This is a genomic window from Acidovorax sp. IB03 (assembly GCF_016406015.1).
Lineage (GTDB): Bacteria > Pseudomonadota > Gammaproteobacteria > Burkholderiales > Burkholderiaceae_C > Acidovorax > Acidovorax temperans.
The window spans coordinates 20,329-46,542 of record NZ_JAEFCH010000019.1 but is presented as its reverse complement, the minus strand read 5'-3'; the positions used below and the strand labels follow the sequence as shown (position 1 = coordinate 46,542).

23 protein-coding genes are annotated in these 26,214 nt (G+C 62.8%); 14 read left to right on the top strand and 9 right to left on the bottom strand.

What is annotated here, in order from left to right; translation table 11 throughout:
* The first annotated feature begins 199 nt into the window (after positions 1-199).
* Positions 200-589, top strand: a complete 390-nt coding sequence (pcaC, locus tag IHV84_RS12005; protein WP_111868430.1) for a 4-carboxymuconolactone decarboxylase — start codon at positions 200-202, stop codon at positions 587-589.
* Positions 590-600: 11 nt separating this feature from the next.
* On the opposite strand, the gene IHV84_RS12000 is transcribed toward pcaC, so the two are convergent.
* The gene (locus IHV84_RS12000) at positions 601-1,146 is read right to left on the bottom strand and encodes a PAS and helix-turn-helix domain-containing protein (RefSeq protein WP_198847029.1); all 546 of its coding nucleotides are present in this window, start codon (positions 1,144-1,146) and stop codon (positions 601-603) included.
* A 123-nt stretch (positions 1,147-1,269) separates the two neighbouring features.
* Between IHV84_RS12000 and IHV84_RS11995 the strand changes: the two genes are divergently transcribed.
* The 6 genes from IHV84_RS11995 (at position 1,270) to IHV84_RS11970 (ending at position 6,725) form a co-directional block, all read left to right on the top strand.
* Positions 1,270-1,977 carry a CoA transferase subunit A gene (locus IHV84_RS11995; protein ID WP_198847028.1) on the top strand — a complete coding sequence of 236 codons (708 nt, stop codon included), beginning with the start codon at positions 1,270-1,272 and terminating at the stop codon, positions 1,975-1,977.
* 2 nt (positions 1,978-1,979) lie between these two features.
* Positions 1,980-2,618: a CoA transferase subunit B gene (locus IHV84_RS11990; protein WP_198847027.1), complete on the top strand. Its 639-nt coding sequence runs from the start codon at positions 1,980-1,982 to the stop codon at positions 2,616-2,618.
* A 149-nt stretch (positions 2,619-2,767) separates the two neighbouring features.
* The gene (locus tag IHV84_RS11985) at positions 2,768-3,973 is read left to right on the top strand and encodes an MFS transporter (RefSeq protein ID WP_198847026.1); all 1,206 of its coding nucleotides are present in this window, start codon (positions 2,768-2,770) and stop codon (positions 3,971-3,973) included.
* Positions 3,974-4,103: 130 nt separating this feature from the next.
* The gene (locus IHV84_RS11980; protein ID WP_044402034.1) at positions 4,104-5,159 is read left to right on the top strand and encodes a methionine ABC transporter ATP-binding protein; all 1,056 of its coding nucleotides are present in this window, start codon (positions 4,104-4,106) and stop codon (positions 5,157-5,159) included.
* 5 nt (positions 5,160-5,164) lie between these two features.
* Positions 5,165-5,830: a methionine ABC transporter permease gene (locus IHV84_RS11975; protein WP_066696705.1), complete on the top strand. Its 666-nt coding sequence runs from the start codon at positions 5,165-5,167 to the stop codon at positions 5,828-5,830.
* Positions 5,831-6,098: 268 nt separating this feature from the next.
* Positions 6,099-6,725 (top strand): DUF1566 domain-containing protein, encoded by a 627-nt coding sequence (locus tag IHV84_RS11970; protein ID WP_233099971.1) that lies wholly within the window; start codon positions 6,099-6,101, stop codon positions 6,723-6,725.
* A 21-nt stretch (positions 6,726-6,746) separates the two neighbouring features.
* Here the strand turns inward: IHV84_RS11970 and ybaL are convergent, their stop codons facing one another.
* Positions 6,747-8,483, bottom strand: a complete 1,737-nt coding sequence (gene ybaL / locus IHV84_RS11965; RefSeq protein ID WP_198847025.1) for a YbaL family putative K(+) efflux transporter — start codon at positions 8,481-8,483, stop codon at positions 6,747-6,749.
* Between the two features lie 244 nt (positions 8,484-8,727).
* Here ybaL and IHV84_RS11960 point away from each other — a divergent pair, with 244 nt between their 5' ends.
* Positions 8,728-9,819: a tetratricopeptide repeat protein gene (locus tag IHV84_RS11960; RefSeq protein WP_066696696.1), complete on the top strand. Its 1,092-nt coding sequence runs from the start codon at positions 8,728-8,730 to the stop codon at positions 9,817-9,819.
* A gap of 150 nt (positions 9,820-9,969) precedes the next feature.
* Positions 9,970-10,767 carry a MetQ/NlpA family ABC transporter substrate-binding protein gene (locus IHV84_RS11955; protein WP_198847024.1) on the top strand — a complete coding sequence of 266 codons (798 nt, stop codon included), beginning with the start codon at positions 9,970-9,972 and terminating at the stop codon, positions 10,765-10,767.
* 247 nt (positions 10,768-11,014) lie between these two features.
* Here the strand turns inward: IHV84_RS11955 and IHV84_RS11950 are convergent, their stop codons facing one another.
* From IHV84_RS11950 to IHV84_RS11935, 4 genes are all read right to left on the bottom strand, one after another.
* Entirely contained in the window at positions 11,015-11,617 is a 603-nt protein-coding gene (locus IHV84_RS11950; protein WP_170207416.1) for a GGDEF domain-containing protein, read from the bottom strand.
* Entirely contained in the window at positions 11,560-12,255 is a 696-nt protein-coding gene (locus tag IHV84_RS11945) for a hypothetical protein (RefSeq protein ID WP_198847023.1), read from the bottom strand. Before IHV84_RS11945 ends, IHV84_RS11950 begins: the two co-directional genes overlap by 58 nt.
* A 7-nt stretch (positions 12,256-12,262) precedes the next feature.
* Positions 12,263-13,363: an ABC transporter substrate-binding protein gene (locus IHV84_RS11940; protein ID WP_233099970.1), complete on the bottom strand. Its 1,101-nt coding sequence runs from the start codon at positions 13,361-13,363 to the stop codon at positions 12,263-12,265.
* A gap of 185 nt (positions 13,364-13,548) precedes the next feature.
* Positions 13,549-14,163 (bottom strand): FMN-dependent NADH-azoreductase, encoded by a 615-nt coding sequence (locus IHV84_RS11935; protein ID WP_198847022.1) that lies wholly within the window; start codon positions 14,161-14,163, stop codon positions 13,549-13,551.
* A 145-nt stretch (positions 14,164-14,308) separates the two neighbouring features.
* Here IHV84_RS11935 and IHV84_RS11930 point away from each other — a divergent pair, with 145 nt between their 5' ends.
* Positions 14,309-15,256, top strand: coding sequence for a LysR family transcriptional regulator (locus IHV84_RS11930; RefSeq protein ID WP_142084384.1), 948 nt, complete (start codon positions 14,309-14,311; stop codon positions 15,254-15,256).
* Between the two features lie 126 nt (positions 15,257-15,382).
* Positions 15,383-16,282 (top strand): HDOD domain-containing protein, encoded by a 900-nt coding sequence (locus IHV84_RS11925; RefSeq protein WP_198847021.1) that lies wholly within the window; start codon positions 15,383-15,385, stop codon positions 16,280-16,282.
* Between the two features lie 60 nt (positions 16,283-16,342).
* Here IHV84_RS11925 and argA read toward each other — a convergent pair whose 3' ends face one another.
* On the bottom strand, positions 16,343-17,689 hold the full coding sequence (argA, locus tag IHV84_RS11920; protein WP_198847020.1) for an amino-acid N-acetyltransferase: 1,347 nt from the start codon (positions 17,687-17,689) through the stop codon (positions 16,343-16,345).
* Positions 17,690-17,886: 197 nt separating this feature from the next.
* Here argA and hrpA point away from each other — a divergent pair, with 197 nt between their 5' ends.
* Positions 17,887-21,933: an ATP-dependent RNA helicase HrpA gene (gene hrpA, locus IHV84_RS11915; protein WP_198847019.1), complete on the top strand. Its 4,047-nt coding sequence runs from the start codon at positions 17,887-17,889 to the stop codon at positions 21,931-21,933.
* A 188-nt stretch (positions 21,934-22,121) separates the two neighbouring features.
* Entirely contained in the window at positions 22,122-23,822 is a 1,701-nt protein-coding gene (locus tag IHV84_RS11910; RefSeq protein ID WP_198847018.1) for a long-chain fatty acid--CoA ligase, read from the top strand.
* A 27-nt stretch (positions 23,823-23,849) separates the two neighbouring features.
* Here IHV84_RS11910 and IHV84_RS11905 read toward each other — a convergent pair whose 3' ends face one another.
* A complete protein-coding gene (locus IHV84_RS11905; protein WP_198847017.1) occupies positions 23,850-24,227 on the bottom strand; it encodes a PilZ domain-containing protein in 378 nt (125 codons plus the stop codon).
* Between the two features lie 226 nt (positions 24,228-24,453).
* Between IHV84_RS11905 and IHV84_RS11900 the strand changes: the two genes are divergently transcribed.
* Positions 24,454-24,909, top strand: a complete 456-nt coding sequence (locus IHV84_RS11900) for a hypothetical protein (RefSeq protein WP_082758853.1) — start codon at positions 24,454-24,456, stop codon at positions 24,907-24,909.
* Between the two features lie 46 nt (positions 24,910-24,955).
* Here IHV84_RS11900 and IHV84_RS11895 read toward each other — a convergent pair whose 3' ends face one another.
* Positions 24,956-26,026, bottom strand: coding sequence for an AI-2E family transporter (locus tag IHV84_RS11895; protein WP_198847016.1), 1,071 nt, complete (start codon positions 26,024-26,026; stop codon positions 24,956-24,958).
* Between the last annotated feature and the right edge of the window lie 188 nt (positions 26,027-26,214).

Below are 26,214 nucleotides of genomic sequence, written 5' to 3'. Positions count from 1 at the left end.
CTCGTGCCACAGCAATGCCAAGGCGCAAGCGGGAAGGCTTGGCGGCACCTGATGAATAGATCATCTGTATCGCCAGTAAAATGATTATCAATTATTGCTATTTTTACCGCAAGGTCGCGGGGATCGTATTTCTGCATGGTGGCGATAGGCATTCTAAGCCTTGCCGCATGATGACGGTTTTGTATAAAGGTACAAGACCATGGACGCGCACCAACAGGCCCAGTACGACGCTGGATTGATTCAGCGTAAAGCGGTGATGGGAGAGGATTTCGTTGCACGTGCTCTCGACGGTGTGACAGAGTTCACGCAGCCTATTCAGGAGTTCATCACTCGCAATGCGTGGGGCGATGTATGGCAGCGCCCAGGACTCGACATGAAGACGCGCAGCCTGATCACGGTGGCTTTTCTTACCGCCTTGGGCAAGCAGCACGAGCTCAAGGGCCATGTGCGCGGCGCGCTCAACAACGGTGCGACGGCGGCAGAAATCCAGGAAGTGTTGCTGCACGCCAGCATCTACTGCGGCGTGCCCACGGCGGTGGAGGCTTTTCGCACGGCCGCTGAGGTGATCGACGGGCCGAAGCAGGGCTGAACGTCTTTCTTTCAGCCCCCGGCCAGCAGCTTGTGCACCAGGTCTGCCGCTGTGGATGCGTTGTACTTGCGCATGAGGCGGGCGCGGTAGATTTCGACCGTGCGGTGGCTGATCTCCAGGGCCTTGCCGATTTCCTTGGAGGTGAGCCCTTCCAGCAGGCGGGCGGCCACCTCCCGTTCGCGCCCGGTGAGTTCAGCGCGCACGGGCCGCTGTGAGCTGAGGTCTTCAAAACTCCAGATGCCCGAGGCGTGCGGATCATCGCGATTGAGCGCGCGGCCCGACACATGGCACCAGAACAGCTCGCCATTGGCGCGCTTCATCACGCGGTTGTCTGCGTAGTGGCCCTTGGCGTTGAGGATGGGCGCCATGTGTGCGCCCAGGCGTTCGTACTCATCGGCGCTGGGATAGAGAATCTGGAACGACTGGCCCATCAATACCTCGCGCGACGCGCCAAACATTTCGCACACATGGCGGTTGCAGTCCACCATCGTGCGGTTGCGTGAAAGCACCAGGCCCACGGGGGCCAAGTCAAAAGCCAATCGGTAATCTACGTCCATGGGGCGGGGTGGTTGTTCTGGGCGGGGCGGGCCCCAATGAGGGCAAATCTTTACGGGGTACTACTTACGGGTCTACGTAGTATCGTAGTGCATCCCAATCCAAATATTCGCAAGGAGATCGCGGTGAACAAGTTATTTCCCTCCGCAGCCAAGGCGCTCGAAGGCGTGGTGGCTGACGGCCAGCTGCTGGCTGTGGGCGGCTTCGGGCTGTGCGGCATCCCGGAAGCCCTGATTGATGCCTTGCGCGACTCGGCCGTGAAGGACCTCACGGTCATCTCCAACAACGCCGGCGTGGACGGTTTTGGCCTGGGCAAGCTGCTGGAGACCCGGCAGATCAAGAAGATGATTTCTTCGTACGTGGGTGAAAACAAAGAGTTCGAGCGCCAGTACCTTGCGGGCGAGCTGGAGCTGGAATTCACCCCCCAGGGCACGCTGGCCGAAAAGCTGCGTGCGGGCGGTGCAGGCATTCCTGCCTTCTTCACCAAAACCGGCGTGGGCACCATCGTGGCCGAAGGCAAGGAGCTGCGCGAGTTCGATGGCGAAACCTATGTGATGGAGCGCTCGCTGGTGCCCGATGTTTCGCTGGTCAAGGCCTGGCGCGCCGACCAGTCGGGCAACCTGCAGTTTCGCCTGACGGCACGCAACTTCAACCCGGCCGTGGCCATGGCTGGAAAGCTGTGCATCGTGGAGGTGGAAGAGGTGGTGGAGACGGGCGCGATCGACCCCGACCAGATCCATCTGCCCGGCATCTATGTGCACCGCATCGTGCACAACGCCCACCCTGAAAAGCGCATCGAGAAAAGAACTGTCACAGAGAAAGCAGGAGCCTGACCATGCCTTGGACCCAAGACCAGATGGCCGCCCGTGCGGCCCAAGAACTCGAAGACGGTTTCTATGTGAACCTGGGCATCGGCATTCCCACGCTGGTGGCCAACTTCACCGGCGACAAGGAAGTGTGGCTGCAGTCCGAGAACGGCATGCTGGGCATTGGCCCGTTTCCCACAGAAGACAAGGTGGACGCCGACCTCATCAACGCCGGCAAGCAGACCGTGACCACCATTCCCGGCTCGTCCATTTTTGGCAGCCACGACAGCTTTGCCATGATCCGTGGCGGCAAGATCAACCTGTCCATTTTGGGTGCCATGCAGGTCAGCGAGCAGGGCGACCTGGCCAACTGGATGATCCCCGGCAAGATGGTCAAGGGCATGGGCGGTGCCATGGACCTGGTGGCGGGCGTCAAGCGCGTGATCGTGCTCATGGAGCATGTGGCCCGCAAGAAGGACGGCACCGAAGACCTGAAGATTCTGCCCAGCTGCACCTTGCCCTTGACCGGCGTGGGCGTGGTGGACCGCATCATCACTGACCTGGGCGTGATGGACGTGACGCCCGAGGGCCTGAAGCTGGTGGAACTGGCTCCTGGCGTGAGCTTTGAGCAGATCCAGTCCAAAACCGGCGTGACCTTGCTGCGCTGAACCACCGCTGTTTGCAAACTGAATGAAGAGGCCGATTGCCCAGGGTGGCAGTCGGCCCTTTTTTGTTTGCATTTCCGCCTCGTGCACGAATGTGGGGCATTGCAGACCCCGCCCAGCGCTCTGTTGACGAAGTCGTGACAATCGCCGCCATGCATTCCACTTCCCCTGAATCCACCCAACGCACGTTGCGCTTCATGGCGCTGGCGGCTTTTTCCAGCATGGCCTCGATGCGTGTGTGCGACCCGATGCTGCCGGCCTTGTCCCAGGAGTTCAACGTCAGCACCGGCGATGCCTCGGCCGTGATCGCGGCCTTTGCGGTGGCTTATGGCGTGCTGCAACTGTTTTATGGCCCGCTGGGCGACCGGCTGGGCAAAACCCGCGTGGTGCTGGGTGCCACGTCGGCGTGTGCATTTTTCAGCGCCATCACGGCGCTGGCGCCCAACCTCACGGCGCTGGTGGTGTCGCGGGCAGCCATGGGTGCTTCGGCGGCGGGCATCATCCCGCTGTGCATGGCCTGGATTGGCGATCAGGTGCCCTACGAGCAGCGCCAGGAGACTTTGGCCGGGCTGATGGTGGCCACGGTGTCGGGGATGATGGCCGGCCAGTGGTTTGGCGGCTTTGCGGTAGAGGCGCTGGGCTGGCGCGTGGCTTTTGGCGTGCTGGCCTTCCTGTTCGCCACGGCCGCCACACTGCTGTGGCGGCAGGTGAATGCGTCCACGCCAGGTGTTGGCAGCGCGAGTCAATCCTCTGCGCCTTTTTCATTGGCCGCTTACCTTGCCAACACCCGCCAGCTGCTGGCCATGCCGCGCGTGCGCTGGGTGCTCACCGTGGTCACCATTGAAGGCGCACTGGCGTTTGGCACGCTGGCCTTTGTGCCCAGCCGCATGGTGGAGGGGTATGGCCTGTCGGCAGCGGCCGCAGGCGGTGTGATGGTGCTGTATGGCATTGGCGGTCTGGTGTACAGCTTGTTCGCGCGCCGTTGGCTGGCTTTGCTGGGTGAGCATGGGTTGGCGCTGCTGGGTGCCAGCGCCATCGCCACCGGCTTGTTGCTGCTGGCTTGGTCGCCCTCCGTTGCGTGGGCCGTGGCAGGCTGCTTTGCGGCGGGGCTGGGCTTTTACATGCTGCACAACACCCTGCAGACGCAGGCCACCCAGATGGCGCCGCAGGCGCGGGGCATGGCGGTTACGCTGTTTGCGTGCCTGCTGTTTCTGGGGCAATCCGCCGGGGTGTTTTTGATGGCGTTGAGCGTGGACAGGGGCTGGCTGGTGCCGGTGTTCACGGCGGCGGCGGTGGGGGTGATTGCGTTGGGCGTAGTCATTTCGCAGTCGTTGCGTCTGCGCAGTGCTGCGGCCTAATAACCTGCGCTTCTTATGACGTAATTATTCGATGGTTTGATTTTTTATAGCAAAGTTATACAGTCCAGCCCCTTACCCAACTTTCCAGCGCCGCAGCGGGTGATGCACCTGGGCGGCGCGATTTGTTTGCATGATTCATTTACGGGGCATCACCCAGACGTACCAGGGTTCACAAGGCCCGGTGGAGGCCCTGCGGGGCATTGACCTGCAGATCACCCCAGGCGAGGTGTTCGGCATCATCGGGCGCAGCGGCGCGGGCAAAAGCTCGCTGGTGCGCGTTATCAACCTGCTCAACCGGCCCACGCGGGGCGAAGTCATCGTCAATGGCCGCGACCTGACCAAGCTGAACGACTCGCAGCTGCGCGAGGCGCGCCGCGACATCGGAATGGTGTTCCAGCACTTCAACTTGCTGTCATCACGTACCGTGTACGACAACGTGGCTCTGCCGCTGGAGCTGGCGGGCATGGACAAAGCCGCCATTCGCGAACGCGTGAGCCCGCTGCTGGAGCTGGTGGGCCTGGCCGCGCTGGCCGACCGCTACCCCGCGCAGATCAGCGGTGGGCAAAAGCAGCGCGTGGGCATTGCTCGCGCGCTGGCCAGCCGGCCCAAGGTGCTGCTCAGCGACGAAGCCACTTCGGCGCTGGACCCGGAGACGACCCGCTCGATCCTCGACCTGCTGCGCCAGGTGAACCGCGAGCTGGGCCTGACGGTGGTGCTCATCACCCACCAGATGCAGGTCATCAAGCAGGTGGCAGACCGTGTGGCCGTGATCGACGCCGGCCAGATCGTGGAGCAAGGGCGCGTGCTGGACGTGTTCACCCGCCCGCAGCAGCCCATCACCAAGAGCCTGATCGACGAAATCCTGCCGCAAGAGCTGCCCGCCAGCGTGCTGCAGCATGTGCACCAGCTGGCCAGCCAGTTGCGCACCACGGCGCCGGGGCATGTGGGCCAGTTGCTGCGCCTGTCGTACTCGGGCGACAACGCCTACCAGCCGGTGCTCTCGCGCATGGTGCGCGAGTACGGTGTGGACATGAGCATCCTGCATGGGCAGGTGGATGAAATCCAGGACCAGACCTTTGGCTCGCTGGCGCTGTATGCCACGGGCGAGCCAGCGCGCCTGAACGGGGCGGTAGAGCATTTGCGCGCCAGCGGCGTGGAAGTGCAAGTTGTTGAGAGCGGGAGGTAAGGGCCATGTTTGCAAATTTCACCGAAGCCATGCTGGAGCTGTTCGTCACCTCGCTGTGGGAAACCATCGTCATGGTGGGCATTTCAGGCGTGGTGGGCGCTTTGCTGGGCATTCCCCTGGGCGTGTTTCTGCGGTTGACCGACCATGGCGGCGTGCTGGAAAACGGCCCCGTCAACAAACTGGTGGGCTGGGTGGTGAACGCGGTGCGTTCCACGCCCTTCATCATCTTGCTGGTGGCCATCATTCCGCTCACGCGCTTTGTGACGGGCTCGTCAATCGGCACGGCCGCTGCCGTGGTACCGCTCACCATTGCTGCGGCGCCCTTTGTGGCGCGCCTTGTGGAAGCCGCCTTGCGTGAGGTGGACCACGGTCTGGTCGAGGCCGCCCAGGCCATGGGCGCCACCACCAGCCAGATCGTCTGGAAGGTGTTGCTGCCCGAGGCGCTGCCCGGCATTGTGGCGGGCCTGACCATTACCTTCGTGAGTCTGACCGGTTATTCGGCCATGGCCGGCGCCATTGGCGGCGGTGGGCTGGGTGATCTGGGCATCCGCTACGGGTACCAGCGCTTCCTGCCGGAAATCATGCTGGCCGTGGTGCTAGTGCTGATCTTCTTCGTGCAGGCCGTGCAAAGCCTGGGCGACTGGGCGGTGCGCAAGCTCAGCCACCGCTAAAGCCTGGGGGCTTCGCAGCCCAGGGCTGTGATTTGCTTCTCTTTTGATAGCTGCCAGCGCTTTCTGTACAAACGTTGGCAGCTATTTTTGTTTGAAGTTGATTGGCGGCCACTGACCGCAGACCACACCCCTGTGGCAAAAGCAGGGCAGTGCCCCAGAGCACTACCTTGGATCTGCATCAGAGCCTGCAGTGGTGAAATGGGCAAAGTGCCTGCGTGGATGTACAAACGCTCACCGGTCTGGCCGGGTGCATGAAAGAATGGCTGCCATGAAACGTCTTCAACCTCTGTCCATCTCCCATCGGGTTGCCGTATCCATGCTGCGGGGCGCATGCATGGCCTGGCTGGGCCTTGCCAGCGCGGGTGCCGCAATGGCGCAGGCCGAACCGGTGGCTGCCAACGGGCTGGTGGTGTCTGCAGACGGCACCTACGTCACCGACGAGCGGCTCAAACTGATCTGGGCGCGCTGCGTGGAGGGCATGGCCTGGGATGGCAAAACCTGCACCGGCAAGCCGCTGATGCTGGACCGCGCCGAGGCCCGGGCCCGTGCGGTGGAGCGCTGGAAGGCTGAGGGCGTGAACTGGCGCCTGCCGCGCGTTCCAGAGCTGCAGCGTCTGTTCAACAAATCGGCCCAGCCACCGGGGCTGGATTTGACGGTGTTCCCCGCCGCGCCGCTGGACTGGACCTGGACATCGACCTCCGACGTGAAGTCGGCGCAGCAAAACCAATACGCCTATGGCAACGCGATGCAGAGCCGCACTGGCAGCACGGTCAACCAGATGTCGTATTTGCATGGCTGGGCGGTGCACATGCGCACGGGGGAGTCGCGCAAGGACGTGAGCAAAGACGCGAAGCTGCCGGTGCGGCTGGTGCGGCCGCTGCCTGTAGAGCCCTGAATCTGCAGAAGCCCGCCGCCCTCAGTGCTGCGGGCTTGTCTGCAGGGGGGCGCGTGCTGATGCCGGGTCGGCCTCGAAGCGCTGCAGGATGTGCCGCGTCATGGCCTGGGTCAGGGCTTCGTCGCGCACCACCACCGTGCCCACCTGGTCGGCACGCAGCAGGGCCGATTCTTCTTCGCTGTGGCTGCGCACCACGATCTCGATGTGGGGGTTCAGCGCACGGGCAATTTCAACCATCTGCCGCACATGCAGGGTGTCTGGGATGGCAATGACCAGGATGGCGGCGTTGGCGATATGGGCCTGGATCAGCACTTCCGGCTCTGCTGCGTTGCCCGACACGGCGGCAATGCCCGCGTGGCGCAGCGATTCCACCAGCTCCCGGTTTTGTTCGGCCACGATGCAGGGAATGCTGGCCGCAGCCAGTGCCTTGGCAATGCCCCGGCCCACCTGGCCGTAGCCCACCAGCACCACTTGCCCTTCCAGATACTTGCGTTCGGTGCTCATGGGCAGCTCGGCAAAGGGGTCGTCGCGCCTTTCCAGCTCGCGGGCGAGTTGTGAGCGTTTGAGCAGCCAGGCTTGCAGCGGTGCGATGGCAGCAAACAGTAAGGGGTTCAGCGCAATCGAGATCAAGGCACCCGCCAGCACCAGGCTCATGCCCACGGCGGGCAGCAGTCCCAGGGCCACGCCCAGGCCGGCCAGGATGAACGAAAACTCGCCAATCTGCGCCAGGCTGGCCGCCACGGTCAGGGCGGTGTTCAAGGGGTAGCGGAACGACAGCACCAGCGCCAATGCGGCCAGCGACTTGCCCACCATGATGATGGCCACCACGCCCAGCACGGGCAGCGGCTGTTCCACCAGCACCTTGGGCTCAAACAGCATGCCCACCGATACAAAAAACAGCACCGAGAACGCATCGCGCAGCGGCAGCGACTCTTGCGCGGCGCGGTGGCTGAGGGCCGATTCGCGCATCACCGTGCCAGCGAAGAAGGCCCCCAAAGCGAACGAAACGCTGAACAGCGCCGAAGCCCCGTAGGCAATGCCGATGGCCGCAGCAATTACCGAGAGCGTGAACAATTCGCGCGAGCCCGTTTTCACCACCTGCCACAGCAGCCAGGGCAGCACGCGGCGGCCCACCAGCAGCATCAGCGCGATGAATGCCGCCACCTGCAGCAGGGTCTGGCCCAAGGCCTGCCACAGCGGGCGTGACTCTTCGGCAGGCGCGGCGCCGCCGCCAATCAAACCGGCCAGCGGCGGCATCAGCACCAGCACCAGCACGCAGGCCAGGTCTTCCACCACCAGCCAGCCCACGGCAATGCGGCCGTTCATCGAGTCGAGCACGCCCCGCGCCTCCAGGGCCTTGAGCAATACCACCGTGCTGGCGCATGAGAGCGACAGCCCAAAAATCAAACCGCTGCCCACGCCCCATCCCATCCACCACGCCAGCCCCATGCCCAGCAGGGTGGCCACGCTCATCTGCACCACCGCGCCCGGCACCGCCAGGCGGCGCACCGAGAGCAGATCGCCCAGTGAAAAGTGCAGCCCTACGCCAAACATCAGCAGCATCACGCCAATTTCGGACAACTGCGAGGCAATGTGCACATCGGCCACAAAGCCCGGCGTGGCAGGGCCAATCAGAATGCCGGCCAGCAGGTAGCCCACCAGGGCCGGCAGGCGCAGCTTTTCGGCGATGAAGCCAAGCACCAGCGCCCCGCCAAATCCGGCAGCGATGGTGGTGATCAAGGTCAGGTTGTGGTCCATGCCTGGTGGAAGGTGTGGGTCAGCCAAGAAAGAGGGGGAAGCCGCAGAGAATCCCGGCGCGATGGCCGGCAGCCAAGCGCGGCACAACGTTGTTGCAGTATCAGGCAAAGCAGCTTCTGTTCCAACCGTTCTGCTCTGGCAAGGGCTTTACCGCGTGGCTTCTCGGTGTGTTCGCGCCATACTTGGTGCACCACAACGTGCCGCATGAGCACACCACTCAAACCCGATTGGAGACAACACCACCATGCCCATTCCGTTCCAGACCTTCGACCCTGACCTGTTTGCCCGCGCCCAGCCCCTGCTGGACGACGAGTGGCTGGCCCGCGACCCTGAACTGGCGCCCGTGCTGCCCACCGTGCTGGCGCGTAATGTGGGGCAGGACTGGCACAAGGCGGGCACCTTCCGGCACCACCTGGTGGGGGTGACCCGTTCGCTCACCGTGTGGCAGCAACCGCGCGATGTGCGCCTGCTGGGCTTGCTGCACAGCGTGTATGGCAATGCGTTTGTGGATCTGGTCAAGTTTGACCCTGCCAGCGAACGTGCGCGCCTGCGTGAGCTGGTGGGCGAGAGTGCCGAGCATTTGGTCTACCTGTTTTGCACGCAGTCGCGCACCCAGTTCGTGCAGAAGGTGCTGGGGCAGGGCATGGAGGAGGACGGTAGCCTGCTGCTCGACAAAGACGGCACGCAGCACCGGCTCACGCCCTACGAGGTGGCCGCCTTCACCATCGTGAGCATGGCAGACACCATTGAGCAGTGGTTCAGCTGGCAGGACGATATCTACTCGCGCTTTCCGCATGTGCAGCACCGGCCGCAGGCGGTGCACTGGGCGGCGTCGCTGTGGCCGGGGCCCATGCGCCCCACCGGCCGCATGGTTCACCAGATCAATGGGCTGTCCAAAGCGCTGAAGCATCCCGGCCTCAAGGACTTGCTGCCCACGCCGCCGGTGTTTGGCCATTGCAATCACCATTTGTCGGCTGCCAACGAGGCCGCAGCGGCGTCGCTGTATTGGTCGGTCATCCAGCAAGACCAGCCTTTGGTGGACCTGGACGTGGCCACGGGTGTGCTTGAAAGCGCGGTGCGCCACAACCCCTGGGTGGGCGAGCCGCAAATGGTGCTGGCGCAGCTGTACCTCTCCGCAGGCCGCCACGACGATGCCAAGCAGGCCGCCAGCAGCGCGCTGCACCTGTTCAGTGCCTGGGGCAATTCGTGGGACAAGCGCGTGCAGTGGGACGCCTGGGTGGCCTGGACGCGCATCCTGCTGCAAGCCGCCGAGGGCGGGCCCTGGCCAGAACGCCTGGACAAGCTCAACAACGTCGCGCTGCGCGGAGCGCATTGAGGCTGGCGGGCCCAGTTTGCATGCGACCGTGGCTGCCACGGCTGATGCCCTTCATGCTAATTGCTGGCTAAGATAATTAAAACTTATTCTTTTGAGTTTTAAGAATTGCTGCGTACGATCGGAAACATCTCCATACGAAAGGTGTTTTCTGTGAACAAGCGCTCTCTGTTGCAATCCGCCCTCGCTCTGGCCCTGGTGTCTGGTTTCTCTGCCAGCGCCATGGCGCAAGACAAGCCCTTGAAAATTGGCGTGACGGGTGGCCCCCACGCACAGATTTTTGAAGTGGTGAAGAAGGTTGCCGAGAAAGACGGCCTGAAGATCCAGGTCATCGAGTTCAGCGACTACGTGCAGCCCAATGCCGCGCTGGCTTCGGGTGACCTGGACGCCAACAGCTACCAGCACAAGCCTTACCTGGACCAGCAGGTGAAGGACCGTGGCTACAAGTTCGTGTCTGCGGGCTACACCGTCAACTTCCCCATCGGTATCTACTCCAAGAAAATCAAGAACCTGAACGACCTCAAGCAAGGTGCGAAGTTCGGTATTCCGAACGACCCCACCAATGGCGGCCGCGTGCTGCTGGTGCTACAGGAAAAGGGCCTGATCAAGCTGCGCCCCGAAGCGGGCCTGAAGGCTACGCCGCTGGACGTGATCGACAACCCCAAGAAGATCAAGTTCGTGGAGCTGGACGCCGCCCAGTTGCCCCGTTCGTTGGATGACCTGGACGCGTCTGCCATCAACACCAACTTCGCTCTGTCCGCAGGCCTGAACCCTGGCAAGGACGCCATTGCGCAGGAAAGCGCGAAGAGCCCCTACGTCAACCTGATTGCCGTGCGCGAAGCCGACAAGGACAAGCCCTGGGTGACCAAGCTGGTCAAGGCCTACCAGTCGGAAGAAGTGCGCAAGTTCATCCAGACCGAGTTCAAGGGCGCTGTGATCCCTGGTTTCTAAGGGGCAGGTGGGTGCTGGTGGCGACGCCGGTACCAGGCTCCAACATTCAGCGGGCTTCGGCCCGCTTTTTTTCGGCCGTGATGGGGTGAATGCGCTGAATGACGTGCCGCCGCCCGCTCAGGCTGTGGAGTGGGTGATGCAGCCCCCACGCCGGTCATTTAGGTCAAATTAGCCTCTAAGGCGCTCTGGGTAAGCGCTACCAGCTATTGATTTGGTAGCGATTGTGCCCGTTAGGCGACTTGCTCGTTCAAGCGCCAGCCACCACCTGTTGCCGGCCTGCCGACTTGGCCTGATAGACCAGGGTGTCGGCGCGCGAGAGCAGGGCAAGGGCATCCTCACTCGGCCGGTAGGCCGTGACCCCGAAGCTGGCGCTGATGTACACCGAGCCCCCCCGGGGGTTGGGCACCGCGTGCTCTGGCAGGGCGTCGCACAGCCGGTGGGCTATGGCGATGGCGGCTTCGAGTGGGGTTTCGGGCAGCACCAGCACAAACTCTTCACCGCCGTAGCGCGCAATCCAGTCCACCCCCTGGCGCAGCGTGCCGGCGACATGCTTTGCCGCGCTGCGCAAGACTTCATCGCCCAACTGGTGGCCGTGCTGGTCGTTGAACTGCTTGAAGTGGTCAATGTCCATGAACACCACCGCCAGCGGGCGGTGGTAACGCTGGGCGCGTTCGATTTCCTCGGGCAGCTTGTCTTGCAGCGCACGCCGGTTGTAGCAGCCGGTCAGGCCGTCGGTGGCGGACAGGTGGCGAATTTCTTCCAGCAGTTTTTCGAGCTGGGCCGTGCGTTCATTCACCAGATCGTCAAGGTTGTGGATGTGCTCGTGCAGGGCCTTCTGCAGCTTGACCACGCCTTGCTCCAGCAGGTCAATCTCATCGCTGTGGGGTTGGGGGGGGCTCGGTTCAGCCGCAAGGGCGTGGTCAGCTGGTGGGGTGTGAGTTCGCTCGCAAACCCGGCAACGGTGGACAGCGGTTTTTGCAGTAGTTGCTTGAGCATGAAGGCGATCAGCGCGCAAATGCTGGCGGTGAGTGCGCTATAGCCCAGCAAAATGCGCAGCGCCTCGGCCTTCAATCCTTGCCAAAGGTACTGCGGGTTGCCGCTCAGGTGCAGCACGCCCAGCGCCTGGGTGCCGTGCGGGGCGTAGATGGTGATGCTGCGTATTGCCTCTTGCTGTGCCAGTTCAGAGTTGCCTGCCTCAAACACCTGGCCCCCGGCGGCCTGCAGCCGGGCAAAACCGATGGCGGGCTTTTTCGCAATGAATTGCAGCTGGGCCTGGACGGCCTGGGTTTCAATGTCCCACAGCGCGGCGGCCAGCAGGGGCACGCTGGTGTTGGCCACATCGCTCATCACGGCCTCGAACTGCCTTTGGTGCTCGGAGCGCAGCAGCCAGCTCTGCACGCAGAAAAAGACCACCATGCACAGCACCGCCAGCACGATGGTGCGCTGGATCAGCACGCTGGCAATGGAGCGAAAGGGACGCGCGGTCATACAGCGATTAAAGCAGCTGCTCGAAGCCAAACTGGTAGCGCTTCACCTTGGGATTGAGCACCTTGCTGTAGCTGCGCACGTTCAGGCTGGCAAAACCGTTACCGAAGCGCTGCTGGTAGCGGTGGGCCAGATCAGGCGTAAGCAAGGCGAACATGGGCCGTTCCAGCTCCAGCCCTTCGGATGCAAAGTCGCGCCCGCGATGGTAGTCATAGACCATGACCAAGGCCCACGCACCCGCAATGAAATGCCCGCCTGCCAACGCTGTGAGCTGCCCGTTGCGCAAGCGCTTGATGGCTTCTGTGGTGGTATTGACGGAGCTGAACCACATGTCCTGGCCAGGCGCTGCCGTGCCGGCCTTGGCGAGTGCATCCATGGCGCCAAAAGCCATCAGGTCGCTTCCTGTCCACACCAGACGGGCCTGGGGGTGACGCTGCAGCAGCCAGGTCATCTGCTCTTCGGCTTTGGTGCGCGACCAGCCCGCGTACACCGTCTGGTGCAGCACCACATCGGGTGCCTCACCCACAGCCTTGAGCATGCCTTCGTTGCGCTGAATGGAGGAGGTGGTGGACCGGTCCCCCGCAATCGCCAACAGATGCAGCTTGCCATCCGGGCCATGGGCGCGTTGGGCTCTGCCAGAAGCAATCAGTGCCTGGGCGGTGAGATATCCGGCATCCGCGGCCCGTGGTTCCAGTGATCCGATCCAGTGACTGAAGCGCTCCCGTGGCCCGCCGTGCTCTGCCTTCTGGGCAGCGGTGAGGGTGCTGAAGGCCAGGAACACGCGGATGCCGCTGCCTTCGAAAATCCGCAGCATCTCGGGGCCGGTGCCGTAGTCGTTGGTGACGATGACGTAATCGGGCCGTTTTTCAGCCGGGCGGGCCACGATGGAGCGGGCGATTTCAAACGAGCGCAGGTGCTCTCGCCGCACAAAATATTCTTCCAGTGGCACACCCAGACTGCGCGCGGCAGCGTTCATCGACTCACTGACCGTGCGCCAATACGGCTCGTCTGGATGGCCCGGATTGATGAATGCTACCGCCTGGGCCCAGCCCATGAAGGGAAGGCCACAGACCAAAAACGCCAACAACCGACGCACATACGAAGCTGCCAAATCAATCGTCCCAGGTACCCACTCACATCTCGTACACCACCGAAAGATGCTTACAGTGTAAGTGTGACATTACTGCCTGGTTTTTTGTGCGTAGGGGTAATAATTGTTTGCAAATGAAAAAAGCCCCGGCTTCTGAATGTTGCGCATGGGTGCAACATTCAGAAGCCGGGGCTTTGTGGCGACGGTCAGGCCGCTGTGTGCTGGCGTGTGTGCTCGGCGGCGGCAGCCAGGGCTTGCGCTTTGGCATCAGGCCCCATGGCGACGCCTTCGGCGCGCACGAAGCGCACGTCCGTCACACCAAAGAACCCCATCACGGTCTGCAGGTAGCTTTCCTGGTGTTCCATGGCCTGGCCGCCAGCGCTGGTCGAATAAACGCCACCCCGGGCAGATGCCACGATCACGGTCTTGCCCTTGGCCAGGCCTTCGGGGCCGTTGGCACCGTATTTGAATGTGCGGCCAGGCTGGGCGATGCGGTCAATCCAGGCCTTGAGCTGGGTGGGGATGCCAAAGTTGTAGAACGGGGCGCCAATGACCACCACGTCTGCTGCCAGGAACTGGCTCACGAGCTGTTCGGACACGGCGTTTTCACGCTTCTGCGCTTCTGTCAAACCATCGGTCTGGCCAGTGCGGGGGGCCATTGCGTCCATCGTGAAATGGTTGGGGGCGTTGACAGCCAGGTCCAGGTAAGTGACTTGCGTGCCTGGGTGGCTGGCCTTCCAGGCTTCCACGACCTGGGCCGTGAGTTGACGCGAAACGGAAGCATCGCCAGTGATGGATGAGTCGATGTGAAGCAGTTGCATGGGGTTCTCCTCGTTAAGTTGCCGCGACGGTCACGGCTTGAGGTGAATTGTCGATTTGTTCAAAAAATTTGATAAGCCGCCCGAATCGCGATAGATTGTTCTATTAATGGAACAGTATTCAAGCTGACAACGGAGGGAGCGCGACATGCAAGATCTGAACGACATGCTGTACTTTGCCGAGGTGGTGGAGCGTGGCGGCTTTGCTGCCGCCGGCCGGGCGCTGGGCATTCCCAAATCGCGACTGTCCAGGCGTGTGTCTGATCTGGAAGCCCATCTGGGCGTGAGGCTCTTGCAGCGCACCACCCGCAAGCTGTCATTGACCGAAGTGGGAGAGGCTTACCTGCGGCACTGCCAGTCCATTCGCGAATCGGCCCAGGCGGCGGCTGATGCAGTGGCCCAGGTGCAGACCGAGCCGCGTGGCACCGTGCGGGTGAGTTGCCCCGTCACCCTGGCCCAGACCGTGTTGGCTGAATTGATGCCCGCCTTCCTGGCCCAGCATCCTTTGGTTCGTGTGGAAATGCAGGTGACCAACCGGGCGGTGAACGTGGTGGAGGAGGGCATTGACGTGGCGCTGCGGGTGCGTCCCTCGCTCGAAGACAGTGCCAGCATGGTGGTCAAACGCCTGGACCAAGCCCGCCAGGTGCTGGTGGCCAGCCCCGACTTGCTCATTCGCCAGGGCACACCCACCAAGCTGGAAGACCTTGCCAAACTGGACAGCATTGCCATGTCGGCGCCCGACGGGCGGGCTTCCTGGAACTTGATCGGCCCCGGTGGCGCCCACCAGGTGGTGCATTACACCCCGCGCTACGTCGCAGATGACCTGCTCACCCTCAAATTTGCCGCCGTGGCGGGCACGGGCATTTGCTGGCTGCCCGATTACATGTGCCAGGAGGAGATGCGCGATCGGCGGCTGGTGCGCGTGCTGCCCGACTGGGCGCCTCAGCCTGCCATCGTGCATGCAGTGTTCGCGTCTCGCAGGGGGCTCTCGCCTGCAGTGCGCCGGTTTTTGGACTACCTGGGCGAGACCATGCCGGGGCGCAACAGCCTGGACAGCCGCGCGGGACTGCAGGGCGTGGGCGGCGCTGGTATTTGAGGTGCTGGGGAGGCGGGCATTGCGCAATGCCCCCTCGTTACCGTGCGGCAGAACCCGTTGGCGATCTTTTTGGCGGCACAATGCAACCAATTGAAACCGTGTCGAACCCGTACCGAAAGCGCGACCATGCCGGCTTTGATGTCAGTGCGATCCACCGCCGCGACCTCCCACTCCATAGACCATGACATCGAGACCGCCCGCGCCCACCCCAGCGTGCGCGCCATCGTCATTCCGCCCTGCCCAGACTCGCTGGTGAGGTTGCAGGAGATCGCGTCGGCCCCCGAGCTCGATTCGCAGGCCTTGGAGCAACTGGCTTCGTCAGATGTGGCCATGGCGGCTGCGGTGATCCGCACCGCCAACAGCCCGTTGTACGCCTTGGCGCAACCGGTGCAGACCGTGGGCATGGCACTCACGGTGCTGGGCTTGCAGCCTGCCCTGGAATTGCTTTCCGCCTTCATCACCCGCAATGCCCTGCATGTGCGAACTCCGCTACTGGAGCATTTTTGGGAAAGCTCCCAGCGCAAGGCCATCGCCTGTGAATACATTGGCCGCCAGCTTTACAGCTTTGACCCGGGGCTGGGCTACAGCTTTGGTCTTTTTTGCCATGTGGGCATGCCTGTGCTGGTGAAGGCGGTGCGCGGCTATGCGGGCACAGTGACAGAAGCCCTGGCGCGCAAAGACCGCACCTTCACGCAAACCGAGAATGCCGCACACCGCACGGACCATGCGGTGATGGGCGCCATCGTGGCGCGCACCTGGCATCTGCCCCCTGATGTGGCCCAGGCCATCTGGCTGCATCACGACTTTTCCTGCCTGAGCGATGAACGATTCGATGCCACCGTGCGGCATCTGGTAGCGCTGGGGTTGCTGGCGGAATATTTGGTCCACCACCACGAAAACCTGACGCCGACCCGTGAATGGACGCTGCACGGCCAGGCATGCATGGACCACCTGCATGTCACGCAGGATGAGCTCAACCACTGGATCGACGAGCTTTACCCGGCCTTCGAGGCCGTGGCGTTGTAGTCGCTTTGGTCAGTCAGGGCTGCCCGGCATGGCTGCGCATGCAGCTCGCCGGGCAGTAAATCAGAGCTTTTTCACCAGCACCTGGCTGCGGCGGTCCCAGTTGTACTTGCGCTTGCGTGCATCGGGCAGCCAGTCAGGGTCCACGGGCTGAAAGCCGCGTTTGATGAACCAGTGCATGGTGCGGGTGGTCAGCACAAAGATGCTGTCCAGCCCCATGGCGCGGGCGCGCTGCTCAATGCGCTTGAGCAGCTTTTCACCGTCGCCCGTGCCCTGGCTTTGGGGCGATACCGTGACCGCCGCCATCTCCGCTGTCTTGGCTTCGGGGTAGGGGTAGAGGGCTGCGCAACCAAAAATCACCCCATCGTGCTCGATCACGGTGTAGGTGGCGATATCGCGCTCGATTTCGGTGCGGTCGCGCTTGACCAGCGTGCCATCTTTCTCGAACGGCTCGATCAGTTGCAAGATGCCGCCCACGTCATCAATGGTGGCCTCGCGCAGCTCTTCCAGCTTTTCGTCGATGACCATGGTGCCGATGCCGTCGTGCACATACACCTCCAGCAGCAGCGAGCCGTCGAGTGCAAACGGAATGATGTGGCTGCGCTCCACGCCCGCTTTACAGGCCTTCACGCAGTGCTGCAGATAAAACCCCGTATCAGTCGGTTGCTGCGCGGGCGGCAGCTTTGCCAGCAAGGCCTGTGCTGCCGCCAGCGGCAGTTCGGTGTCGATGGGGTTGTCCTCGCTCTCGGGCTCGGTGGGCTGCATGCGAATGCCGGGCACTTCCGTGAGGAAAATCAGCTTGTCTGCCCGCAACTCAATCGCCACGCTGGTGGCTACTTCTTCCATGCTCAGGTTGAACGCCTCGCCCGTGGGGGAAAAACCAAAGGGTGACAGCAGCACCAGCGCGCCCATGTCCAGCGTGCGCTGGATGCCGGCCACATCCACCTTGCGCACCAGGCCCGAGTGCTGGAAATCCACCCCATCCACAATGCCCACGGGCCGTGCGGTGAGAAAGTTACCTGAAATTACCCGCACCGTGGCGCCTGCCATGGGCGTGTTTGGCAACCCCTGGCTGAAGGCGGCTTCAATCTCGTAACGCAACTGGCCAGCGGCTTCCTGCGCGCAATCCAGCGCCACCGAATCCGTGATGCGGATGCCGTGCGAGTACTTGGCGGCGTGCCCCTTGGCGGCCAACTGTTCATTCACCTGAGGGCGGAAGCCGTGCACCAGCACGATCTTGACCCCCATGGCCTGGATCAGCGCCAAGTCTTGCGCAATGTTGTGCAGCTTGCCGGCGGCAATGGCCTCACCCGTCAGCCCGATCACAAAGGTCTGGTTGCGAAACTTGTGGATGTAGGGCGCCACCGACCGGAACCAGGGCACGAAAGTGAAATTGAAAACGGCAGACATGGCGGTGGGGAAGAAGCCTTGGAATATGCAGGAGGCACAGATGACGGAAGGCGACCGCCGGGGTCGCCAAGTCGCGCATCATAAGCATGCGAAGCGCTGATGTGTGGAAAAAAGAAGTGGCATGAAACCGTGGAAACAGCGTGGCCACGGTTTGTTTCGGGCTGGAACAGGGGCGTGGCTATCGATAATGCACGGCTATGTCTTCAGAACAGCGTCCGCCAGAGCTTCCCCGCACCCCTTCGCGCCCCGCAGCCCCCCTGCACATCGAGTTTCCTGAGTCGCTTCCGGTATCGGGCAAGCGCGAAGAGATCATGGCTGCCATCGAAAAGCACCAGGTCGTCATCGTGTGCGGCGAGACGGGTTCGGGCAAGACCACGCAGCTGCCCAAGATTGCGCTGGCCCTGGGCCGGGGCAAGTGCAATGCCAAGCCGGGGCAAAAAGGCCAGCTGATTGGCCACACCCAGCCGCGCCGCATTGCCGCCAGCAGCGTGGCCAAGCGGATTGCCGAAGAGCTGAAGACGCCGCTGGGCGAGGTGGTGGGCTACAAGGTGCGCTTCCAGGACCGGCTGAGCCGCGAAGCCTCTGTCAAGCTGATGACGGACGGTATCTTGCTGGCCGAGACGCAGACCGATCCGCTGCTCAAAAACTACGACACGCTCATCATCGACGAGGCGCACGAGCGCAGCCTCAACATCGACTTTCTGCTGGGCTATATCCGCCAGATCCTGCCGCGCCGGCCAGATCTGAAAGTTATCGTCACCTCGGCCACCATCGACGCGGACCGGTTTGCCAAACACTTTGAGAGCGCCAAAGGCCCCGCGCCCGTCATCATGGTGTCGGGCCGCACCTTTCCGGTGGAGCAGCGCTATCGCCCGTTTGAAGACAGCCGCGACTACGGCCTGAACGAGGCCATTGCCGATGGGGTGGATGAGCTGTGGCAGGGCAATGCGGGTGGAGACATATTGATCTTCCTGCCAGGCGAACGCGAGATCCGCGAGGCGGCCGACCACCTGCGCAAGCACTTGTCGCACCAGCCGGTAATGCGCAACGCCGAGGTGCTGCCACTGTTCGCGCGCCTGTCGCAGGCCGAGCAAGACCGTATTTTTGATGGCCACACGGGCCGCCGCATCGTGCTGGCCACCAATGTGGCCGAGACTTCGCTCACGGTGCCAGGTATCCGATATGTGATTGACGCAGGCACAGCGCGCGTCAAGCGCTATTCTTTCCGTAGCAAGGTGGAGCAGTTGCTGGTGGAGCCCATCAGCCAGGCTGCTGCCAACCAGCGCGCGGGCCGTTGCGGCCGCGTGGCCAACGGTATCTGTATTCGCCTGTATGACGAGGCGGACTTCAACAGCCGCCCGCGCTTTACAGACCCGGAAATCCTGCGCTCGTCCCTGGCCGGTGTCATCCTGCGCATGAAGTCGCTGCACCTGGGCGACGTAGCGCAGTTTCCGTTCATCGAGGCGCCCTCGGGCCGCGCCATTGCCGACGGCTACCAACTTCTGTCCGAACTGGGCGCGGTGGACGATGCGAACGAGCTGACGCCCATGGGCGTGGAGCTGTCCAAGCTGCCGCTGGACCCGCGCGTGGGCCGCATGATTCTGGAAGCCCGCGAACGCCGAGCGCTGGACGAGGTGCTGGTGATTGCCAGCGCCCTGAGCGTGCAAGATGTGCGCGACCGCCCGCTGGAAGCACAGCAGCAGGCCGACCAGGCGCACGCCAAGTTTGATGACGAAAAGAGCGAGTTCAGCGGCTACCTGAAGCTGTGGAAGTGGATCAGCGAAGCTCGGGGCGGGGCACCCAGCCTGCCATCGGCCCGTGCGCAAAAGGCCATGGCGCTCAAGAAAGCGCCTTCGCAGGCCATCTTGCCCGTGGGGCAGCGGGCCGCAGCGCCAGCTCCTGCGCCCGCCGCAACGCCTGAGGTTGCACCCACGCACAAGCTCAGCAATCGCCAGTACGAAGCGCTGCTGCGGCAGAACTTCATCAGCATCCGCCGCCTGCGCGAGTGGCGCGACATCCACACCCAGCTGCTCACAGTGGTGACCGAGCACGGCTGGCGCATCAACACGCAACCGGCCAGCTATGAGCAGATTCACCTGTCGATGCTGGCAGGCCTGCTGGGCAACGTGGGCTGCAAGAGCGACGAGGACGACTGGTACCTGGGCGCGCGCGGCATCAAGTTTTACAAGCACCCCGGCGCGCACCTGAACAAGAAGCCGGGCCGCTGGATCGTGGCGGCCGAATTGGTGGAGACCACGCGCCTGTTTGGCCGGGGCATTGCCGCGATTGAGCCGCAATGGATAGAGCAGATTGGCGGCCACCTGCTCAAGAAGCAGATGCTGGACCCGCACTGGGAGAAAAAGGCCGCCCAGGTCACTGCGCTGGAGCGCGCCACGCTGTACGGCATCGTCATCTACAACAACCGCCGGGTGGACTTTGGCAAGGTGGACCCCCACGGTGCGCGCGACATCTTTCTGCGCGAGGCGCTGGTGCAGGGCGAGTGGGAAACCCGCCTGCCGTTTCTGGCCGCCAACCAGAAGCTGATCGCCAAGGTGGAAGAGCTGGAGCACAAATCCCGCCGCCAGGACGTGCTGGTGGACGACGAGCTGATCTACGCTTTCTACGACCAGCAGGTGCCGCAGGACGTGTGCAGCGGCGCGAGCTTCGAGCGCTGGTACAAGGACGCAAGCCGCGAGAACCCCGAGCTGCTTAAGCTCACCCGCGATGAGTTGATGCGACACGAGGCCGCGGGGATTACCACCAGCGCCTTCCCCAAGACCGTGCGCCTGGGCGGCGTGGACTGCACCGCCAGCTACCTGCACGAGCCAGGCGATGCGCGCGACGGCATCACCGTGACGGTGCCGCTGTTTGTGCTGAACCAGGTGAGCGAGGAGCGCTGCGAATGGCTGGTGCCCGGTATGCTCAAGGACAAGATCCAGGCCCTGCTCAAAAGCCTGCCCCAGCGCCCGCGCAGCCGCTTTGTGCCGCTGCCCGAATCGGCCACGCGGCTGGCCGAGTTGTTCACTGCGCCCGAGCGGTTTGGCACTGGCAGCCTGACCGACGCCCTTCTCAAGCAGGTGCGCGACGAGACCTCGCTGGATGTGAAGCGGGCGGACTTCAAGCTCGACATGCTCAGCCCGCATCTGTTCATGAACTTCCGCGTGGTGGACGAGCACGGCCGCCAGCTCGGCCACGGCCGTAACCTGGGTGCCCTCAAGGCCGAGTGGGGCGCCAAGGCGCGGGGGGCCTTCCAGGCGCTGGCGGGGCTCAAGCTGGGCGGGCAGAGTGGATCAGAGCAAAAAACGGCTCCAGCGCCCGAAGGTAAAGCGCAGCCAGCTATCAAAAATGTAGCAAAGGCTGCCCCTGCACCAGCTTCTGCGCCAGCAGCCCCGGCGGGCCAGCGCTACACCACCTGGACGTTTGGTGAGCTGCCCGAACTCATGGAAATCAAAAAGGGCGGACAGACGTTGGTGGGCTTCCCGGCGCTGATCGATGGCGGGGATGCCGTCACCATCGAAGTGTTTGACGAGCCCGAGGTGGCCGCCGCCAAGCACCGTGCGGGTCTGCGTCGCTTGTTTGCGCTGCAGATCAAGGACGCGCTCAAGTACCTTGAGAAGAACATCCCCGACCTGCAGAAGATGGCTGTGGCCTATATGCCGCTGGGCACGCAGGATGAGCTGCGTGCCCAGATCATCGATGTGGCGCTGGACCGCGCCTTCTTGCTGGACCCATTGCCCACCGATGAGGCCGACTTCAAGCGTCGCGTGGACGAAGGCCGGGGCCGCCTGACGCTGATTGCCAACGAGGTGGCCCGGCTGGCGGGCACCATCCTCATCGAATACGCGGCTGCCGCCCGCAAGCTCAAGGACACCAAGAACGCGCCGGACGCTACGGCCGATGTGGCCCAGCAGCTGCAGCGCCTGATGCCTAAGCAGTTCATTGCCCAGGCCCCCTGGGCGCAACTGGCGCACTTTCCGCGCTACCTCAAAGCGATCACCCTGCGCCTGGACAAGTACCGCGCCGACCCCGCCCGCGACGCCGCCAAGCTGGCCGAACTGCGCCCGCAAGAGCAGCGCTATTGGCGTCTGGTGGCCGAGCGCAAGGGCGCGGTGGACGCCCGCATGCAAGAGCTGCGCTGGCTGCTGGAAGAGCTGCGCGTGAGCTTTTTTGCTCAAGAGCTGCGCACGCCCCAGCCAGTGAGCGTGAAGCGGCTCGATAAGCTGTGGGCGCAGGTGAACAGCTGAGGGTGGGGCTTCGCTGCTTGCGCTGTGCCTTGCCCATCAAGGCACGCCAGGGGCTCAGCAGATCACGCAGGCGGCGGTGACGGCGATGCCTGTGTCTTGGTCACCTTGGTGACGGCTTGGCGGGCGATCCCCATTGCCCGCTTGCCTGTAGGCATCTAGGCTTGCAGGCAAAGGAGACTGTTCGCCCTATGCGCTCGCACCACAAGTTCTGGCCCCGTCGTCTGCCCCATTCCATCACTGTTCCATCCACCTCGCTGTGGGACAACCTGGCCATCAGCGCCCAGCGTTATCCGGACAAGATGGCGCTGGTTTTCTTTGGCCGGACGCTGACTTATCGTCAGCTCAAGGAGGGCGCTGAACGCCTTGCCGCCTATTTGGCGACTTTGGGCGTGAGACGGGGCGATCGCGTGGCTCTGTGCATGCAGAACTGCCCTCAACTCGTGATGGCGCACTTTGCCATTTTGCGGGCCAACGCTGTGGTAGTGCCCGTCAACCCGATGAACCGGGCCGAAGAACTCAAGCACTACATCACCGATCCCGACACCAAGATCGCCATCACCACGGGCGACCTGGCGGCTGAATGGGTTCAGGCCAGTGATGCATTGCCACCAGCCGAGCGCTTGGTGCACCTCGTCGTCACCCAGTTCACCGATGCGTTCGATGCCGGCGTGAGCGGTGATGATGCTCCGCCCCCTGCGTGGGCAGACTGGCTGGGCACGCGCCACCCTTTGCCTGCGCTGCAGCAAGGGCAGGCCCATGCCTGGAGCGATGCCATCGCCTGCGCCAGCGAACCGCCCAAGCTGGTGGTAGGACCGCAGGACTTGGCTTTGTTGCCCTACACCAGCGGCACCACCGGGCTGCCCAAGGGGTGTATGCACCCGCACAAAAGCATCATGCACAACGCGGTGGCCAGTGCGCTTTGGGGGGCTGGGTCGGCCGACAACGTTACTCTGGCGGTGGTGCCCATGTTCCACATCACCGGCATGGTCAGCGTGATGCATGCCTCGATCTACAGTGCTGCCACCATTGTGATCATGCCCCGATGGGACCGCGATTTGGCGGGCCGCCTGATTTCACGCTGGCAGGTGACGAACTGGACCAATATCCCCACCATGGTCATTGACCTGCTGGCCAGCCCGCATTTTGCAAGCTATGACCTGTCGAGCCTGGTCTACATCGGCGGTGGCGGCGCAGCCATGCCGCAGGCGGTAGCACAGCGGTTGCTGGAGCAATATGGGCTGCGTTATGCCGAGGGGTATGGACTGACCGAAACCGCTGCGCCGTCGCACTCCAACCCGCCTGACAATCCCAAGCAGCAGTGCCTGGGAATCCCCTTCATGAGCACTGATGCCCGGGTGATTGACCCTGACACGCTGCAGGAGGTGCCTGTGGGTGAGCAGGGCGAGATCATCATCCACGGCCCCGAGGTGTTTGAGGGCTACTGGAAGCGGCCCGACGCCACGGCTTCGGCGTTCATCGAGTTCGAGGGCAAGCGGTTTTTCCGCTCGGGCGACCTGGGGCGTATGGATGAAGACGGCTATTTCTTTTTGACGGACCGGCTCAAGCGCATGATCAACGCCAGCGGCTTCAAGGTCTGGCCGGCCGAGGTGGAGGCATTGATGTTCCGCCACCCAGCGATTCAAGAGGCCTGCATCATCGCCGCCAAGGACAGCTACCGGGGCGAAACGGTGAAAGCGGTGGTGGTGCTGCGCGCTACCCACAAGGACACCACCGAGCAGCAAATCATTGACTGGTGCCGCGAGAACATGGCGGTGTACAAGGTGCCGCGCATCGTGCAGTTTGTGCCCGCCTTGCCTAAGAGCGGCAGTGGCAAGGTGATGTGGCGCGCGTTGCAGGAAAGCGAGCTGGCCGCTGAGGCAAAGGCCTGACGGTCGCCCCCGTCAACGCGCGGGGGATTACTCGGCAGAACGCGATGACTGAATGAGTTCTGCCAGATCGCGCTCCAGCAATGCGGGGTCGCCCAGTTGCAGTTCAATCAAGCGCCGCAGGTGGGTGACGCTGTCCAGGTCAATACTTCTGCACAGCAGCCCTGCGCGATTCCCATCCACATGGGCAATGCCTGCGGTCATCGAGATGCAATCCTCCGTCTCGGCCAGCGGCACGTCGAGCTGGCAGGGCATGCCGGCAGGAACCTGCGCGTTTTCAGGCAGGGTGATCAACGCACCCTTGAGAGACAAGTCCAGCACCTGCACGTTGAAGGCTGCTGTGGCCAGGGTCAACACAGCGGGTGCATCAAACTGCACGCGCACGTAGTGGCGTCGTTCATAGGGCATGGCAGGCTTTCATGAGGGGGGTTTGGCGCATGCTAATCCACTGCGCCAATCCGGTTACCAAATATTTAGTGCCGTCTGTACTTGCTATCGGTGCGTGAAGTGACGCGATAGCCGTTTCATTTTCTGGACGGCTGCCAACAGCCGCTTACAAAAAAACATCGTGGAGCAATGTTCAGCCCAGCGGAGGCGGTCACAAATGATGATGAAAGTACTTTGGAGTGAACAAATGATCGTGAATTTGTTGCCGCACAAGCTCTTGGCTGCTGGCGCAGGGCTTTTGCTGGGGTTGGCGGGCAACGTGGCTTGGGCGCAGAGCTACGTAAACGCCACCGTGGATGGACAGTTGGCGCCGGGTGTGTACGGTCGGATTCAGATCGGAAGCGGTGGTCCACCTCCGTTGATCTATGCAGAGCCCGTCATCATTCAACGGCCCCCGGTAGCGGTTCACCGCTCTCCTATTTACATGTATGTGCCGCCAGGGCATGCGAAGAACTGGGCCAAACACTGTGGGCGCTACAACGCCTGTGGTCAGCCGGTGTACTTCGTGAAAGAGCCTGGAAGCCGTCCGCCGAAGCGGGGCGGTCACCATGCGGGGCCGCATGGCGATGACCACCGTCATGGGCACCGTGATGATCGGCACCCTCGTGGCAATGGCCGCGGGCATGGCGGCCACAAGGACTGACGGATGGAAGGGGGCTCGGAAGGGCTCCCTTTTTTATTTCAGCAGATCACGGGTTGGGCGGCGGCGCTCCAGAACCTTCCGCAGGAGCAAACAGATCCCAGCAGGCCATGAAGAGGGCGGCAATGACCGGGCCGATCACAAAGCCGGTCAATCCAAACAAGGCCATACCTCCCAGGGTGGAGATCAGCACGACATAGTCGGGCATTTTGGTGTCCTTGCCGACCAGTATCGGGCGCAGCACGTTGTCCACCAAGCCGATGACGAAAACGCCGAAAAGAGTGAGCACTGCGCTTTGCCAAATGGCCCCCGTAGCCAAAAAGTAGATGGCCACCGGCACCCAGATCAAGCCAGCCCCGACAGCGGGCAGCAACGACAGAAACGCCATGAGCACGCCCCACAGCACCGGCCCCTGGATGCCCAGAATCCAGAAAATCAGCCCGCCCAGAGCCCCTTGAGATGCTGCCACAACGATGTTGCCCTTCACTGTGGCGCGGATCACGGTGGTGAATTTGCTCACCAGCTTTCTCTTGTGGTCGTTGTCGAGCGGCGTGGCATGGTTGATGCGAAGCGCCAGAGCGCGCCCATCGCGCAACAAGAAAAACAGCAGGTACAGCATGATCCCGAAGCCGACGAGAAACTCCAGCGTGTTTTGGCCAATTCTCACCGCCTGGGAGGCCAGGAATTGGCTGGCTTGAACAGCCACGGACGAGAGCTTTTGCTGAAGCTCTGCCAAAGTGGTGAGGTTCAAGCGTTCCAGCAGCTGGGTGACCCAGGCGGGCAGCGCCGCTACCACCTGCTGAACGTAGGCCCCAAAGTTGAGCTGGCCGCTTTTGACCCGCTCAAAAATGGCCGTGGCCTCCTGTATCAACGACACACCGATGAGCGTCATGGGCAAAATCACCATGACCATGCACAGCCCCAGCGTGCAAAGGGCGGCCAAATTTTCGCGCCGGGGCATGCGCTGCAGCATTATGCGGTGCAGGGGGGTGAAGAGGATAGCCAGCACGATTCCCCAGAAAATTGCGCCATGGAACTGCCAGAGGATGGCGCCAAATGCGACGCTCACGATGGCCAGCAGCAGCAGAAATGCCTTGTTTTGAAGTGGGTGTTGAGTCATTTACCAGGTTGCATTCGGGCAATACAGCCCCGCAATGTACGACACGCCACCTGATTATTTCGCGGCAGAGCAAAGGCACTTTCCAGCTCGACCTTGGTCAATGCCCGGTTCAGTGGCACAATCGCCACCGCAACCCTAGGCCCTTCCCCAGCCACAGTCGCATCCGCCAACCGGTTCAGCCGTGTCGC